At 66.2% G+C, this 15751-nt stretch carries 15 protein-coding genes and 3 pseudogenes; 12 read left to right on the forward strand and 6 right to left on the reverse strand.

What is annotated here, in order from left to right:
* Positions 1-325 precede the first annotated feature (325 nt).
* The 10 genes and pseudogenes from A37U_RS0133480 to A37U_RS46720 all read left to right on the forward strand — a co-directional run.
* On the forward strand, positions 326-574 hold the full coding sequence (locus A37U_RS0133480) for a hypothetical protein (RefSeq protein ID WP_020501032.1): 249 nt from the start codon (positions 326-328) through the stop codon (positions 572-574).
* A 93-nt stretch (positions 575-667) separates the two neighbouring features.
* A complete protein-coding gene (locus A37U_RS46710) occupies positions 668-2698 on the forward strand; it encodes a recombinase family protein (protein WP_020501033.1) in 2031 nt (676 codons plus the stop codon).
* 79 nt (positions 2699-2777) lie between these two features.
* Positions 2778-3149, forward strand: coding sequence for a hypothetical protein (locus A37U_RS0133490; protein WP_020501034.1), 372 nt, complete (start codon positions 2778-2780; stop codon positions 3147-3149).
* On the forward strand, positions 3146-4312 hold the full coding sequence (locus A37U_RS0133495) for a hypothetical protein (RefSeq protein WP_020501035.1): 1167 nt from the start codon (positions 3146-3148) through the stop codon (positions 4310-4312). The genes A37U_RS0133490 and A37U_RS0133495 overlap by 4 nt, the downstream gene beginning before the upstream one ends.
* Positions 4313-4331: 19 nt before the next feature.
* Positions 4332-4514: a hypothetical protein gene (locus A37U_RS53225; protein WP_205623086.1), complete on the forward strand. Its 183-nt coding sequence runs from the start codon at positions 4332-4334 to the stop codon at positions 4512-4514.
* Between the two features lie 18 nt (positions 4515-4532).
* Entirely contained in the window at positions 4533-6353 is a 1821-nt protein-coding gene (locus A37U_RS46715) for a TOTE conflict system archaeo-eukaryotic primase domain-containing protein (protein WP_205623087.1), read from the forward strand.
* A gap of 443 nt (positions 6354-6796) precedes the next feature.
* Entirely contained in the window at positions 6797-7132 is a 336-nt protein-coding gene (locus A37U_RS0133505; RefSeq protein WP_020501037.1) for a helix-turn-helix domain-containing protein, read from the forward strand.
* Between the two features lie 15 nt (positions 7133-7147).
* A complete protein-coding gene (locus A37U_RS0133510) occupies positions 7148-8014 on the forward strand; it encodes an ImmA/IrrE family metallo-endopeptidase (protein WP_026197878.1) in 867 nt (288 codons plus the stop codon).
* Positions 8011-8619 carry a PIN domain-containing protein gene (locus A37U_RS0133515; protein WP_020501039.1) on the forward strand — a complete coding sequence of 203 codons (609 nt, stop codon included), beginning with the start codon at positions 8011-8013 and terminating at the stop codon, positions 8617-8619. The genes A37U_RS0133510 and A37U_RS0133515 overlap by 4 nt, the downstream gene beginning before the upstream one ends.
* Before the next feature lie 22 nt (positions 8620-8641).
* Positions 8642-9787, forward strand: a pseudogene (locus tag A37U_RS46720) (IS481 family transposase); the annotation flags it as partial.
* A gap of 95 nt (positions 9788-9882) precedes the next feature.
* Here A37U_RS46720 and A37U_RS50520 read toward each other — a convergent pair.
* A pseudogene (locus tag A37U_RS50520) lies at positions 9883-10577 on the reverse strand (IS5 family transposase); the annotation flags it as partial.
* Between the two features lie 565 nt (positions 10578-11142).
* Between A37U_RS50520 and A37U_RS55185 the strand changes: the two are divergent.
* Positions 11143-11463: pseudogene (locus tag A37U_RS55185) on the forward strand (transposase domain-containing protein); the annotation flags it as partial.
* A gap of 250 nt (positions 11464-11713) precedes the next feature.
* Positions 11714-12307 (forward strand): transposase, encoded by a 594-nt coding sequence (locus A37U_RS53235; protein ID WP_211323229.1) that lies wholly within the window; start codon positions 11714-11716, stop codon positions 12305-12307.
* Positions 12308-12351: 44 nt separating this feature from the next.
* Here A37U_RS53235 and dmpG read toward each other — a convergent pair whose 3' ends face one another.
* Genes dmpG through A37U_RS0133550 form a run of 5 tightly spaced genes read right to left on the reverse strand, consistent with a single transcriptional unit; the run spans position 12352 to position 15712 of the window.
* Positions 12352-13371, reverse strand: coding sequence for a 4-hydroxy-2-oxovalerate aldolase (gene dmpG, locus A37U_RS0133535; RefSeq protein ID WP_020501042.1), 1020 nt, complete (start codon positions 13369-13371; stop codon positions 12352-12354).
* Positions 13368-14309, reverse strand: a complete 942-nt coding sequence (locus tag A37U_RS0133540) for an acetaldehyde dehydrogenase (acetylating) (protein ID WP_020501043.1) — start codon at positions 14307-14309, stop codon at positions 13368-13370. Before A37U_RS0133540 ends, dmpG begins: the two co-directional genes overlap by 4 nt.
* Positions 14306-14920, reverse strand: a complete 615-nt coding sequence (locus A37U_RS46730; protein WP_276143298.1) for a 2-keto-4-pentenoate hydratase — start codon at positions 14918-14920, stop codon at positions 14306-14308. The genes A37U_RS0133540 and A37U_RS46730 overlap by 4 nt, the downstream gene beginning before the upstream one ends.
* On the reverse strand, positions 14917-15132 hold the full coding sequence (locus tag A37U_RS54550) for a hypothetical protein (protein ID WP_276143300.1): 216 nt from the start codon (positions 15130-15132) through the stop codon (positions 14917-14919). Before A37U_RS54550 ends, A37U_RS46730 begins: the two co-directional genes overlap by 4 nt.
* A 16-nt stretch (positions 15133-15148) precedes the next feature.
* Complete coding sequence (locus tag A37U_RS0133550; RefSeq protein WP_020501044.1) at positions 15149-15712, reverse strand: flavin reductase family protein; 564 nt, start codon at positions 15710-15712, stop codon at positions 15149-15151.
* Between the last annotated feature and the right edge of the window lie 39 nt (positions 15713-15751).

Consider the following 15751-nt stretch of genomic DNA (forward strand, 5'->3'; position numbering starts at 1 on the left):
GCTCTTGAATCTGGACCCCGCGTCGACCGTCCCCGCGCTAGCTGCGCCGGGACACCAGGGGTCCAGTCGGTCGGTGGATCGCTGGCCCCGACGGGTGCCCCAGTGCAGTCGGGGAGTCGAAGCCCTACCGATCGCCCGCGCCGACACCCCCAGCCACCACAGCGCGCGTCATGGCGCGTGCCCGCACCCCATCAAGCCCCGCCGGGTACAGGCGCGGGTGCCCCGGCTGGGGTCGTGTCCGCTGCGTCGACGGTTGCCCACGCCCGCCGACCAGCACCCGCGACCTCCCGCTCATCAGCGGGCTCGCGGGCTCGGAGGTGCGCCCATGTGCGCTGACGGACCCCCCATCGACCACGACGAAACCAAGGACGACCCAGACCAGCAACCGAACACCGTGGTCCCGTTCACCCGCGATGCCGACAGCGCCGGCGTTACGGTTCACATCGATCACATCGAGACCACGCACATGACCGACGAGCAGTACCGGCTCGCTGTCACCGCGCTGGCCGAGCTGATCAACCAATGGAAACACGCACAGCAGCACAGTCCGGACGAAGCCGACGACGCTGCGTGACGCGAGGCCCCGGCCTCGAACCGCCGAGGCCGAGCCTTCCGGCCTCGGCGGTTGCGAAAGCTACACATCGCAGTCCAACAAGGGAGTTTGTCGATGGCGCGATCCGCCACTGCACAACGTACGAAGAGAGCCGGCAGCCTCGACGACCTCGACACCGTCCGGGTGGGCATCTACACCCGGCGCTCCACCGACGACGAGAACCAGCCGTACTCGATCGAAGTGCAAGACGAGCGGCTGGACTCCTACGTCGGCTCCCAGCCCGGATGGCAAGTGGCGATGAGGTTTTCCGACGACGCCTCCGGTGGCAGCACCAACCGCCCCGACCTACAACGGGCGCTGCAGGCGGCTCGCGCGGGCCTCATCGATGTGCTGTTGGTCTACCGGGTCGACCGGTTTTCCCGGAACCTGCGCGACACGGTCACCTTGCTCGACGAGCTGGACCAGCTCGGAGTGGTGTTCCGCAGCGCAACCGAGCCGTTCGACACCTCCACTCCGATGGGCCGGATGCTGGTGCAGATGCTGGGCATGTTCGCTCAGTTCGAGCGCGACAGCATCATCGAGCGCGTCATCGCTGGCATGGAACGCAAGGCCGCCAAGGGTTTGTGGAAGGGCGGACGCCGTCCCTTCGGCTACACCGTCGACAGTGGCACCCACCGCCTCGTCCCCCATGCCGACGAAGTCGCGGTCGTCCGACTCATCTTCCGCAGCTACACCCGCGACCGGCTCGGCTCCAGCTCCATCGCCACCCTGCTCAACGAACGCGGGCACCGCACCACCAACGGCGGCACCTGGTCCGCTTACCAAGTCCTACGGGTGCTCTCCAACCGCATCTACATCGGTGAGCTGGCCTTCCGCGGCATCACCGTCGAAGACTGCCACGCCCCGCTCGTCGACAGCGAAACGTTCGAGCACGCCGAACGCATCCTCGCCGAACGCGGCGAAGACCACTCCCACCGCGCCGCTTCCGGTTACGACTACATGCTCACCGGTCGTATGCGCTGCCCCCAGTGCAGCAAAGCCATGCTCGGCACCCGCGCCACCGGCCGGAGCAAAACCTACCGGTATTACACCTGCTTCACCCGCGCCCGCTACGACTCCAGCAAGTGCGACACCCCACGGCTCAACGCCGACGCTGTCGACGCCGCCGTGCTCCACGCACTTGGCTGCTTCTACCGCGACCAACACACCCTGATCACCGATGCGATCAGCACGGCCCAGCAAGAACACGAAGCAGGCCACGCCGACCGCCACGCCGAACTCGCCGCGGTCGACACCGAACTGAACAAGGTCAACGCCGCGATTGACCGCTACCTCTCCGCGTTCGAGCGCGGCACCCTCGATGAGGACATGGTCGCCGACCGGCTCCCCGCCCTGCGCGAGCAGACCAAGCAGCTCCGTGCCCGCCGTACGGAACTCGCCGCCGCGATCGACGATCAGCCCGCCGCCCCCGACATCACCACGCTGACCGAGGTCGCCGACCACATCAACGAGATCATCGACGGCGGCACCGCGAACCAACGCAAGGCCCTCATCGAAGCCCTAGTACCCCAGGTCAAGATCACCGGGCCAGACCGGCTCGTCCCGGTCTTCCGCATCCCCCAGCCCCGGCACAACGAAGAGGCCGCTTCCGCCTCACCAGCGGAAACGGCCTCGAAAGGAGCGGTTCGCACAATGACTAATTTGGTGGACCTTGGGGGAACTTACTACAACACAAAACCCCAGGTAGAAGCCCTTGAGGCGCTGCTCCGGAAGCTGCCCGACCCCACGACGCCCGCTCCGCCGCCCGCCGACCGGCCGAAGCCAGGTCGTGCACGGCAACTCGACGCCGACCAGGTCCGGGAACTCATCGCCGGTTATCAAGCCGGAGCGACGGTGTACGAGCTGGGCGACCGGTTCGGCATCGAGCGGCGGACGGTCAGCAACATCCTCAAACGACACGACGTGCCGATGCGCCGCCGCGGTCTCTCCCCTGAGCAGGTCGACGACGCCATCCACCTCTACAATCTCGGCTGGTCCCTGGCACGAGTCGGCGAACACCTGGGCGTCGATCACACCACGGTGCTGACCAAACTCCGCGAACGCGGCGTCCCCAGCCGCGATACGCATGGTCGACCTCGGTCTTGATGTACTGGGATTCTCCCGGTGCACCGTCAGACGGTGGTACGTCGAATCGATCTCGCCGAGTTCACTACGCTGATATCCCATGGTAAGGGCTCCGAAGTTCAACGCCCGGATGTCCGGTCGATGGCGGATCGTGGCGATGAGTGGCTGGGACCGCGAGGCGATCGACCTGGTCGAGCCGGGTTACGTCGAGTTCGCCCGGAACGGGACCGGCCAGTTCGGCTTCATCGCCGTCCGTGGTTGGCTGGACTGCCGCCCGGTCGAGCGGGACAGCCGGCCCGGCGTGGAATTCACCTGGGAAGGTTCCGACGAGGGCGATCAGGTCAGCGGACGCGGCTGGGCAGTACTGGTGGACGACACCACGATCGAGGGCCATCTGTTCTTCCACCTGGGCGACGACTCGAGTTTCCGGGCGAAGCCGTTCACCAATGCCGACGAACTGGACGGACCGTGAGCGAGTACCAGTACTACGAGTTCCTGGCGATCGACCGGCCGCTGGACGATGGCGAACAAGCTGCGGTCCGGTCGCTGTCCACCCGGGCGCGGATCTCTTCGACCAGCTTCGTGAACGAGTACCACTGGGGCGACTTCAAGGGTGATCCGCGCCGGTTGATGGAGCGCTACTACGACGCGCACCTGTATGTCGCCAACTGGGGTACCCACCGGGTGATGTTCCGGCTGCCGTGCGATCTGCTCGATCCCGATGTCGTCGAGGACTACTGCGTCGGTGACGAGGCAAGTGCCTGCGTCACGGACGAGTTCATCGTGCTCGACTTCACCAGCGAGGACCACGCTGGTGAGTTCGACTTCGACTACGACCCCGAGAACCTGCTGTCCACGATCCTCGGAGTTCGCGCCGAACTCGCCGCCGGTGATCTCCGGCCGCTCTATCTCGCCTGGCTGGCAGCCTACGGTGCCTGGGAGCGCGATGAAGACGTTTTCGATCGTGATGCTGACGACGATCTCGAACCACCTGTTCCGCCCGGACTGGGCACGCTCACTGCCGCGCAGCGGGCGCTGGCCGACTTTCTCCGCCTCGACGACGATCTGATCGCGACCGCGGCTCAGACTTCACCACAGCTAGGCGCGCCGAACGACGACCCTGACGACCTCACCGTGTGGGTGGCTCGCCTGCCGGTCACCGAGAAGGACCGGCTCTTGGCGCGGGTAGCGCAGGGTGAGGCGGTGCGGGTGCAGATGGAGTTGCTGCGCCGTTTCCGCGGCGACACCGCTCCGATCATCCCCGTCCCAGCCCGCCGGAACGTGGCCGACCTACTCGACAACGCGGCGCGGCGACGAGCCGACCGCGAGCGTCGGCTGGCCGCCGAGCACGCCGAAGACGAGGCACGCCAGGAACAGGCGCGCCTGCAGGCTCGCGAACGACGACTCGACACACTGGCCGCTGAGGAAGACGCCGCGTGGTCGCGCGTCGAGGCGATGATCGCCACCCGGAAGCCGGCCGAGTATGACGCCGCCATCACGCTGCTCACCGATCTGCAGGCGTTGGCCGAACGCGAGGATCGCTACGACACGTTCACTACCCGTACCATCGCGTTGCGGCAAACGCATGCACGCAAACCCAGCCTCATCGATCGCCTCAACCAGGCACGCATCTGACCCATCTACGGTGGGCTCTGTGAAAGACGATCTCCAGCCAGCGGAGCTTGCGGAGGAACTCACGGAGCTCCGTGAGTTGACAACGCAGTTGCGTACGGAGAACGCGCGGTTGTTGCGGCTGCTGGAGCTGACACCGAAACAGGCAGCTCCGCCCGGCCCGATTCAAACCGGCTTCTTCGAAGCGCACCCCGGCCCCGGTTGACCGGCGATCGGCCCGGAGGTGAAGGGCGATTTCTTCGCCGCCCTGTTCGCCGCCCGCACCGACATCTACGCCACGCGATGGGAGAACGCACGTACTGGCAAAGCTGGTTGGCTGGCGGCCGACTTCGACGGCCCGATGGCGATGCTGGACGCCCTGGCCTACCTGAAGGCCGCCAGGGCGTGCTCGGTGCCAGCCGCGCTGGAGGTCTCGCGCTCGGGCGTCGGCGCACATGCATGGGTATTCTTCACCGCACCCGTGCCCGCGGAGACGGCTCGCCGACTTGGCACCGCCCTCTTGCGGGAGGCGATGGCAGTGCGTGGCCGTATGGACCTGGCCAGCTACGACCGACTCTTCCCGGCACAGGACGTGCTGCCCTCGGGCGGCGTAGGGAATCTGATCGCCGCACCGCTGCACGGCAAGACCCGCCAGGACGGCGCGACGGCGTTCCTCGATCTGGCGACGATGGAACCACACGATGACCAGTGGGCGTACCTGTCCTCGATCGGCCGAATGAGCCCTGCCGAGGTCAATCGGGTCGCGCGCCGCGCCGGTGGAGTCACAGTCGGCGCCAGCATCGACAAGATCGGCGCTGCGGTCTCGACCCAGATCCGTACCGCCGCACCCCCCATCGTGCACGCCCGGCTCAGCTCGGGAATCCGCCTGGAATCAGACGAGCTGACCCCGGCGTTGCACGCGACGCTAAAGCACGCGGCGTCGATGCCGAATCCGGTGTTCTACGAGCGCCAGCGACTCCGAATATCCACGTGGGACACACCGCGGTTCCTGCGCAGCTCCCGCGAGACTCTCGACGGCGGGCTCATCCTGCCTCGGGGGCTGCACGACACGGTGGCCTCGCTGGTCGAGCAGGCAGGCAGCCGCCTCGAGGCGATCGACGAGCGGCAGGCCGGCGAGACACGGGAGCTCACCTTCGCCGCTACGCTGACCCGTCAGCAGCAAGCCGCCGTAGACGATCTGCGCGACCATGATCTTGGTGTGCTGGTCGCGCCACCGGGTGCGGGCAAGACCGTGATGGCCTGCGCGGTCATCGCCACCCACGCGATCTCCACGCTCGTGCTGGTCGACCGCAAGACCCTGGCCGACCAGTGGCGCACCCGGATCAGTGAACTGCTGGGCGTCAAAGCCGGCCAACTCGGCGGCGGTCGCCGCAAAACCCAGGGCGTGGTTGATGTCGTCATGCTGCAAACGCTGGCCCGCAAGACCGACATCGAGGAGGTCGCCAGCGGCTACGGGCTGGTCGTCGTCGATGAGTGCCACCACATCCCGGCCGCGGCGTTCGAGCTCGCCGTCAAGCAGATCCCGGCTCGCCGCTGGCTCGGACTCACCGCCACCCCGTACCGACGCGACAAACTCGACGACCTGATAGCCCTCCAGCTGGGCCCGATCCGGCATACCATCGCCCCATCAAGCCGCCCCGGCGAGGACAGCGCATCCCAACTCGAATTGGACACGACTGCGCAGCGTCCGAAGCCGGTGCTCCATGTGCACGACACCGCCTACCGCTACACCGGTGACGCCGACCCGACAAAGCCCGGCGGGATGGCGGCCATCTACCGCGATCTTGTGGCCGACGACACCCGCCTCACCCAGATCGCCGACGACGTGACTGCCGCGCTGAAACAAGGTCGACACTGCCTGCTGCTCACACAATGGACCACCCATGTCGAACGGTTCGCCGACGAGCTCCGGCGACGCTCGCTCGACCCGATCGTGCTGCGCGGCGGCATGAGCGCGACCGCCCGCCGCGATGCTCTGGCCCCGCCTCCAACCTGCGAACGGAGTACCACTGCTGGTCGTCGCGACCGGACCATTCGTCGGTGAAGGATTCGACTGCCCCGCACTGGACACCCTGTTCCTCTCCGCACCGATCGCGTTCAAGGGACGCCTCGTCCAATACGCGGGTCGGATCCTCCGCGCACACGCCGGCAAGGCCACCGCCGAAGTCCACGACTACCACGACATCAACACCGGCGTCCTGGCCTCTTCCCTGGCCAAACGCGCACCAGGGTACGTCAGCCTCGGCTTCCCCGACCCCCGCCGACCAGCAACACGTTGAGCAGGAGTGGCTATCGACGAGCAGACGCACCGGATTGCTTCTTGTCAATGTGACCAGTCGACGACCCACACCGTCCACGGGGACACACGATCGACTGGGCGTCCCGCTCGCGCAGTAGTCCAGTCATGGCTCCTAGCGTCACATGCCGCACTCAGCTACACTGAATCACATCGACCGATCATGATTCAGTCCATGAAGGGTGGCTGTGATGACAACGGGTGCCGGTGTGCTCATAGAGCGTGCCCGCATTGTTTCGGGCCTCAGTCAGCGCGCCCTTGCGGACGCTGCTGGCATCTCGCAGCCCACCTTGTCGCGGATCATCTCCGGGGACAGAGCGGCGAAGATGCCTGAGGTGGTCGCGATCGCGTGGGCAACTGGACATACGGTCGCCCAACTCATCGAAGCTGGGACGGTGGCCGACCGAGTGCAGTGCGCCGCCCGCGCCACCAACGACTCCGACATGGACCGCATGCGTGAGGCGCTGTTGCACTTCCTGGAGCTGGACAACTACTTGGACGACCAGGCCATCCCCGCCACGGTCTGATGTGGATAGACAATCTTGAGCGCTGAGACTGAAGGACGTACCGCCGCCGCGCGGTTCCGCCAAGAGCACCACCTGGGCGTGCAGCCGTTGGGTGACCTTGTGGCGGTCATCGAGCAGGCAACCAAGATCGACGTGGCCGTACTCGATGTCGGCCCGGAGGAACACGGCCTGACGATGCGAGACCCTGCGCGAGGTGCCGTATTCATCGGCGTCGCGCGGACCCCGAACCCGATGCGACAACGCAGCACGCTTGCCCACGAACTTGGCCACGTGCTGTTCGAGGACTGGGCGGACAACGGCACGAACAACTGGAGCGAACGCAGCCCCGTGGAGATTCGAGCCGACGCCTTTGCGCGGCACCTGCTTGTACCGGTCGAGGGCTTGCGTGAGTTCCTCGGAGATCGAGAGTTCGTGACCCAAGTCACCCTCTCGGCAGTCGTTCAGCGATTCTTGGTATCACCCCAGATTGCCGCCATCGCGCTGCACCAAGCCAATTACATCGAAGACGGCACCAAGCAGGAGTGGATGGCGCTGACCGCGCCACAAGTGGCATCCCGGTTCGGGTGGAGCGATCAGTACCGCGCGTTGCAGGCCGACTCCGATCAGCGGAGGGCACCGCAACAGTTGCTCGCCCGCGCGATCAGGGGCTACGCGGAGGCGGTGGTGCCTGCGCAAGCCATCGCCACCTTGCGCGGCATCACACTGGAGGCCGCCGAGGCGGACCTGCGTGAGGCAGGTGTCGTGCCCGCCGAACAGGAGATCGCGTGGGCCGCTCCGACCGAACTACCCGACGTGCACGTAGATCTGGCGGTTCTGGAAGAGGATCTCAACGCGCCAGATGACAACGGCCAGGTTACGGCGGCAGAGAGAGATTCAGGATGAGCCACCGGCCGATCATCGACGCCGGCCCCGGCCTGAATTTTCTCTCGATCAACAAAGAGCGTCTCCTCATCGAGATCCTGGGTCCGCTCAGCACCCCGGAGACCGTACAAGACGAAGTGCTCCGCAAGGCCCGGCAGGATGGGCGCTTCCGCTCCGCGGCAGTGGTCTGGCAAAAGCTGACGCCCAAGTGGGTGCAGATACTCTCCGATGACCAGACACCCGAACTTGCTGCGGTCGTCCACCGGATCACCCAGCTACCCATGGAAGAACGGCTGAAACACCCGAAAGATCTGGGCGAGACGATGGTCATCGCGCACGCGGTCGTCGCCGCCGAATCTGGCGAGACAATGACCGTGCTTATCGACGACGGGTCAGGAGCGCGGATCGCCACTTCGGAGATCAACCGACTCAGACGGCTCCGGGCCAGCGGTCAAGCTGTGGGGTCGATCTTGCTAGTGAGCACGCTGACCATTCTGGAGCGCGCGGCAGGCGGACAGCACATTCCAGACAAGGCCACGATGCGCAACATCTACGACCGGCTGCGCGGTCTCGATGACGGCCTACCGCCGATCCAGAACACCAACCTACTGTCAGCTGCTTGCTGATCCTAGACCTGGGCGACCCTAAGCAGCTCGCCGGTACGGCGTGTCGTGGCGCTGGGTCCACACTCTCGTCCAGCGCTATGAGGCCGATGGTCTGGCCGGGCTCGAGCCCCGCTCCCGCTGCCCGCGAACGAACCCACGCGCCACCCCCGAGCACGTCCGCACCCGAATCCTTGAGCTGCGAGAGAAGCTCACGATCGATGGACTTGACGCCGGCCCGGCGACGATCGGCTGGCATCTGCAGGCCGAAAACCTGCCCGCACCAGCGTTGTCGACCATCCGCCGAATCCTGCACCACGCCGGTCTCATCCGCCCCGAACCCGCCAAGCGTCCCCGCGCCTCGCTGCACCGGTTCGCCGCCGAACAACCCAACGAGACCTGGCAATCCGACTTCATCCATTGGCGCCTGGCAGACGGCACGGACGTCGAAATCCTGAACTGGCTCGACGACCACTCCCGCTACCTGCTGTCGATCACCGCCCACAACCGTGTCACCGGCGACCTCGTCGTCGACACCTTCACCCGCACCATCAACGAATACGGCCCACCCATCTCAACCCTTACCGACAACGGCTCGGTCTACACCTCCCGATTCACCGGCGGCCGCAACGCGTTCGAATACGTACTGGCCGCACTCGGGATCACACAGAAAAACGGCCATCCCGGCCACCCCCAAACCCAGGGCAAGATCGAACGTTTCCACCAGACCCTCAAACGCTGGCTCGCCACTCGCCCACCCGCAGCCGACCTGCCCACCCTGCAAGTCCAACTCGACACGTTCCGCACCATCTACAACACCGCCCGCCCCCACCGCGCCCTGAACCGCCACACTCCCGCCCAGGCCTACCAAGCCCGCCCCACCGCACGACCCGACCCCACCACCCACGCCGGGCACTACCGCATCCGCTTCGACCACGTCGACAAATTCGGCAAACTTTCCCTCCGCCGAGCCGGACACATGCACCACCTCGGAGTCGGCATCACTCACCGCCACAAGCACATCGTGATCCTCATCGACACCACCCAGGCCACGGTCATCCACCTCGACACCAGCGAAATCATCGCCACCCACACCATCGACCCCAACCGCACCTACTGGCGCAACCAAGAAAAAGAGCCCGGCCGATGGCCGGGCCCTCCCACTATGAACGATGACCCGAAACATCCATGAACGATGTCCCGACTCATCACAGGGTGGAGCTAAGAGCTTGTCTCAGTTGGTTTGTTGGAGTCGTTTGAAGCAGACGAGGGCGGCGGCCAGCGCGAGGCCATGGAGCGTTCGATGACCCACCGGTGGCGGCCGAGGCGCTCCTTGGACTCGATATCCTTGCGTGCCAGCCGAGGCCGGATTCCCCTGTCTCGTAACCATCGGCGACGTTCGCGGCTGTTGTAAGCCTTGTCGCCATGCAGCTTCGCCGGCTTGCGGCGCCGCGGCCCACGTCGGGAACGGACCGGCGGGATCGCGTTGACCAGCGGGATCATCGCGTCGCCATCAGCCGTGTTGCCTGCCGAGATCCCGGTGGCCATTGGTAATCCAGTGGCGTCGGAGAGCACATGAAGCTTCGAACCGGGTTTCCCACGGTCGACCGGGCTCGGACCAGTCATAGGTCCCCCTTTTTGGCCCGCACGTGGGCGGCATCCACCACCGCGCGGGACCAGTCGATCAAGCCCTGACCACCTAACTCGTCCAGCACCGCGTGATGGATCCGTGCCCACAAGCCCGCCTCGGTCCAGCGCACGAACCACCGGTGCGCAGTCGGGACCTTGACCCCGAACGATGGCGGCAGCCACCGCCAGGCACACCCACTGGTGAGCACGTACACGATCGCCGTGAACACCATCCGAGGATTCGCAGGAGCCCGACCACCACCCTGCGGCCGGTCCTTGACCTCGGGAATCAAGGGCTCAACCAGCTCCCACAACTCATCAGGAACCAACCGCCACGACAACGCATCAACCACAATGGACGATCATCCCGGACGACGGGTCAAGATCCAAACGAGACACGCTCTAAGGGGACTCGAACCCCTGACCCCCTCACTGCCAGTGAGATTAGGGCTACTCTCCGTTCGCAGGTCAACGGTAGCAAGACGAGAATCCGGTAGTCAAACGTTGCCCTTGATTGCCGTTGGCACCGTTTCCATGCCGTTCAACACGCCCGTGTGCTCCAGGGTTGCTCCAGGCATAACCGCGTGAAGTCCGGCACTCCATCGTCATCAACCCGTGGCTACGCTGCTCTGTCTTTGGGGCCGTTACAGTAGTTCATCGCGGATCTTCACGGCCGATCAGGCCGCACCAGTGGTCGATCGCTGCACATCGCCAGACTGCCCTACTGGCCCGGCTTGACATCATCTATCCCCTGCGCCAGACCGCGCTCGACGGAGATGCACTGCAACCGTCACCTCCACTCTTCCACTCGTGCGGCGGTTCGTTGCCAGCAGGGCGATCCCTCAGCACCCTCGGCGCTTCCATCCTCAGGCGCGTAGCGATCAGGACCCATCCTCGCCACCAGGAGCTCCGCTGAGCGTGAATTCTGTCATCACTCGTGTCATCACTGTAGCGGCGGGCCGGTCCGCGCCCGGTCATCTTGGTGAGCTGACCCAGCACCTGCCGTTCGAGATGGTCGATGAAGCACTGGCCGCCACCGGCACCACACAGTCCCGGCTGCGGGACCTGCCGTCGCGGGTGGTGATCTACCTGCTGCTGGCCGCTTGTCTGTTTCCCGAGATCGGGTATCCGGGTGTGGCGCAAACTCACCGCAGGCCTCTGGACGCTATCCGGACCGCGACACCGACCGCGGGTGCGTTAGCGCAGGCCCGCCGCCGGATCGGGGTCGCGCCGCTGCGGTGGTTGTTCGACCTGCTGCGCGGCCTAGCAGCCATACCGCGGCAGCGCGGACCCTGGTGGCGCGGGCTGCTGGTGTGCGCGATCGACGGCACCACCATGACCGTGCCCAACAGCCCGGCGGTGCTGACCCGCTTCACCAAGCAGGCTGGCAATCACGGCGGCACCGGCTACCCTCAGCTGCGCCTGCTGGCGCTGGTGGCCTGCGGCACCCGCAACCTCATCGACGCGGTCTTCGGCCCCACCACCACGGGTGAGACCACCTACGCTGCTGCGCAGTCTGCGGCCCAGGATGATCCTGCTGGCCGACCGAAACTTCGCCGCCAAAGACCTGATCGCCGACGTCGCCGCGACCGGGGCCGAGGTACTGGTGCGGCTGAAGAACGACCGCAAGATGCCGGTGCTGGCCCGCTACCGCGACGGCTCCTACCTGTCGACACTCGGCGCCGTGCGTGTGCGCGTCATCGAGGCCGAGATCACCATCCACGCCACCGCCGGCCACCACACCGGAACCTACCGGCTGGCCACCACCCTGCTGGACCACCACCGCTACCCGGCCGCCGAACTGATCCAGCTGTATCACCAGCGCTGGGAGATCGAGACCGCCTACCTAGAGCTGAAGTCGTCCATCCTGGACGGCCGCGTGCTGCGCGCTCGCACCCCCGGCGGAATCGAGCAGGAGGTCTATGCCCTGCTGGTGACCTACCAACCGCTGCGCATCGCCATGGCCGACGCCACCATCACCCAACTCGAGGTAGACCCCGACCGCGCCAGCTTCACCACCGCCCGGCACGCCGCCCCGCGACCTGGTGATCCAGGCTGCCGACGTCATCGCCGATGGTACTAGTCAGTGCCAAACCATTCACCTTCGGCGCACCCCTGAGTAGGACCTCACGGCTCGCCACGCCCGGCACCGGCCAGGTCAAGGGCGATGTCAATGATCATGTCCTCCTGCCCGCCGACCATACTGCGACGACCGACCTCCACGAGAATTGTTCGGGTATCCAGGCCGTATCGAGTGGCCGCCGCCTCGGCGTGGCGCAGAAAACTCGAGTAGACGCCCGCGTAGCCCAGGCTGAGGGTTTCCCGGTCCACGCGGACCTCGCGATCCTGCAACGGCCGAACGAGGTCATCAGCGGCGTCCATCAGCGGGAACAACTCGCACCCGTGCTCGAAGCCCATCAGATCGGCGACAGCGATGAAGGCTTCGAGCGGGCAGTTTCCGGCTCCAGCCCCCTGGCCGGCAAGTGAGGCATCGACGCGAGTGGCGCCGTTCTCCACCGCAACGACGCTGTTGGCGACGCCCAGGGCGAGGTTGTGGTGGGCGTGGATTCCCAGCTCCGTAGCGGAGTCCAAGCCGTCACGGTAGGCGCGGAAGCGTTCGCGCACATCGTCCATCGTCAGCCGCCCACCCGAATCGGTGACATAGACGCAGCAGGCTCCGTAGGACTCCATGAGCTTGGCCTGGCGAACCAACTCTGCGGGCTCGGCCATGTGGGACATCATCAGGAATCCCGAGACGTCCATACCCATTTCACGAGCGGCGCTGATGTGCTGAGCGGAGATGTCGGCTTCGGTGCAGTGGGTGGCGACCCGTACCGAGCGGACGCCCAGGGCATACGCCTGCCGAAGGTCGTGCAGCGTGCCAATCCCGGGCAGCAGCAACGTGGTCGGCACTGCTCGGCGGGCGGCGTCGCACACCGCCTCGATCCAGTCCCAGTCGGTGTGGGCGCCGACGCCATAATTGATGCTGGAACCGGAAAGTCCGTCGCCATGGGCGATCTCGATGGCCGCGACCCCGGCAGCGTCTAGAGCCGACGCAATCGCCCTGGCCTGCTCGACGGAGTAGCGGTGCCGGACGGCGTGCATCCCGTCCCGCAGGGTCACATCCTGGATGTACAACCGGTTCATCGGGCACTCCCTTCACCCGAGCGACGTGCGGCGATACGTTCGGCGGTGCCCAGCGCCGCAGAGGTCATGATGTCGAGGTTCCCGGCGTATGCGGGCAAATAGTGCGCGGCGCCTTCGACCTCCAGGAAGACCGACACCTTCACCGGAGCCGCGCCGCTTGGCAGCAGCGCGCGCAGTGGATCATCCACGGCGACCGCGTCGAACTGCACCTTCTGCTTGAGCCGGTAGCCGGGTACATAGGCCTGCACCCTGCCGACCATCGTCTCGACCGACGCCGTGATCGCCTCGGTATCATCGTCCGAGACCAGACAGTACACAGTGTCGCGCATGATCAGCGGCGGCTCCGCGGGATTCAGCACAATGATCGCTTTGCCTCGCTCCGCGCCGCCCACCTGTTCGATCGCCGCGGTAGTGGTCTCGGTGAACTCGTCGATGTTCGCTCGCGTGCCGGGCCCGGCGGACCGTGACGAGATCGAGGCAACGATCTCCGCGTAATGCACCGGCGTGACCGCGGCGACCGCCGCGACGATCGGGATCGTCGCTTGGCCGCCGCAGGTCACCATGTTCACGTTCGGGGCGTCGAGGTGAGCCTCCAGGTTGACCGGCGGCACAACGTAGGGACCTACGGCAGCCGGTGTGAGGTCGATGACCGTCCGGCCCAGCGCGCGCAGGACTTCATCGTGGTACTGGTGCGCCCCGGCGGAGGTCGCGTCGAAGACGTAGCGGACGTCGGTGAACTCGTCCAACCGCACGAGCCCGTCGACGCCTTCGTGTGTCGTCGCGAGCTTCAGCCGACGAGCGCGGGCGAGGCCGTCGGAATCCGGATCGATGCCGGCCATCGCGGCAATCTCGAGGGTTTCGGACAGCCGCAGTACCTTGATCATCAGGTCTGTGCCGATGTTGCCCGACCCGATGACGGCAACTTTCGCCTTGCTCACAGGGATTCTCCTTCGGCGGCGAAGACGACCCGTACCGAACCGAGTCCGGAGAGTTCGGCGTGAAAGACGTCGCCCGGCGCGGCGGCGACCATCGGCCCGAGCGCGCCCGTCAGCACCACGTCCCCCGCCCGCAGCGGGTCTCCTCGGCGGGCCAGCGTGGACGCCAGCCAGAGCGCGGCGTTGAGGGGGCTGCCGAGGCAGTCTGCACCGCTGCCCTCCGACACCACAGTGCCGTGACGAGACAACGTCATGCGCACCGACCGCAGGTCTACGCGGTCGAGCGTCACCCTGGTGCCGCCCAGCACGAACAGGCCGGACGAGGCGTTGTCCGCAACAGTGTCGACGATGGAGATATCCCAGGCGGCGATCCGACTGTCCACGATTTCCAGCGCGGCAACGGCGAACCCGGTGGCACGTACGAGTTCTGCCACGGTACAGCTGGGGTTCGGCAGGTCGTCGGTCAGGACGAGCGCAACCTCGGCCTCGACCTTCGGCTGCAGCAGCCGCTGGACGGGCACGAGCCCGCCGTCGGCCACGGCCATGTCGGTGAACAGCGCCCCAAAGTCGGGCTGCGCGACACCGAGCTGGCGCTGGACGGTGGGCGATGTCAAGCCGATCTTGCGGCCGCCAAGCGTCGCCCCTCGGCCACGGCACGCTCGGTGTTCAGCCGTTGCACCGAGTAGGCGGCTTCGACGTCGCCGAAACTGAAAAAGTCGCGGACCGGCAGACACGGATTGCCGGTATCGATGGCGCCCTGCAGTAGATCCGCAGCTTCACGGACGGCGGCGCTCACGGCAGCCGCCTGGATGGGACGGGAGGACATGGGATACCTCCTGAATTCAGGCACCTGAAGGGGGACAGAACGGGGTCAAGCAGAAGCCGGACCAGGCGTCGGAGTACTCCGAGTCCGCCGACGGGCTGAGCAGGTGGCGATAGCGTCCGGCGTAAAACACCAGCGGCTCTCCAACGCCGTCGGCGAGGTGGCGCACCTCGCCGACAAACAACGTGTGGTCGCCCACGGGGCGCGCTTCGACGATCTCCGCGCCCACCTGTGCCAACGCTCCCGGCACGAGGGGGACGTCGGCGTGGTCTTCGAACCGTGGTGCCAGGTCCGGGTCGGGCCTGCCGCTGAAGTGCTTGCTGACGGACTCCTGGTCCGCTGCGAGGACGCTGACGCCGTACACGCCGCTGGCCAGGAGGAGGTCGTGCATCTTCGCACGTTTGGCGATGGATACCACGACGAGGGCGGGCTCGAGGGACACTGACATGAACCCGTTCGCGGTCATGCAGTGCGGTCCCGCCGGGGTCGGCGTGCTGATGATTGTGATGCCGGTAGCGAACCGACCCATGGCGTCGCGGAACCGCCGAGGGTCAACGCTCGCCGCCGGCGCGGCGGTATCCATAAGACCTCCTAAAGATTCTAGCATCTTAGTCAGGTTAAA

Source organism: Sciscionella marina DSM 45152, assembly GCF_000379465.1.
GTDB classification, from domain to species: domain Bacteria; phylum Actinomycetota; class Actinomycetes; order Mycobacteriales; family Pseudonocardiaceae; genus Sciscionella; species Sciscionella marina.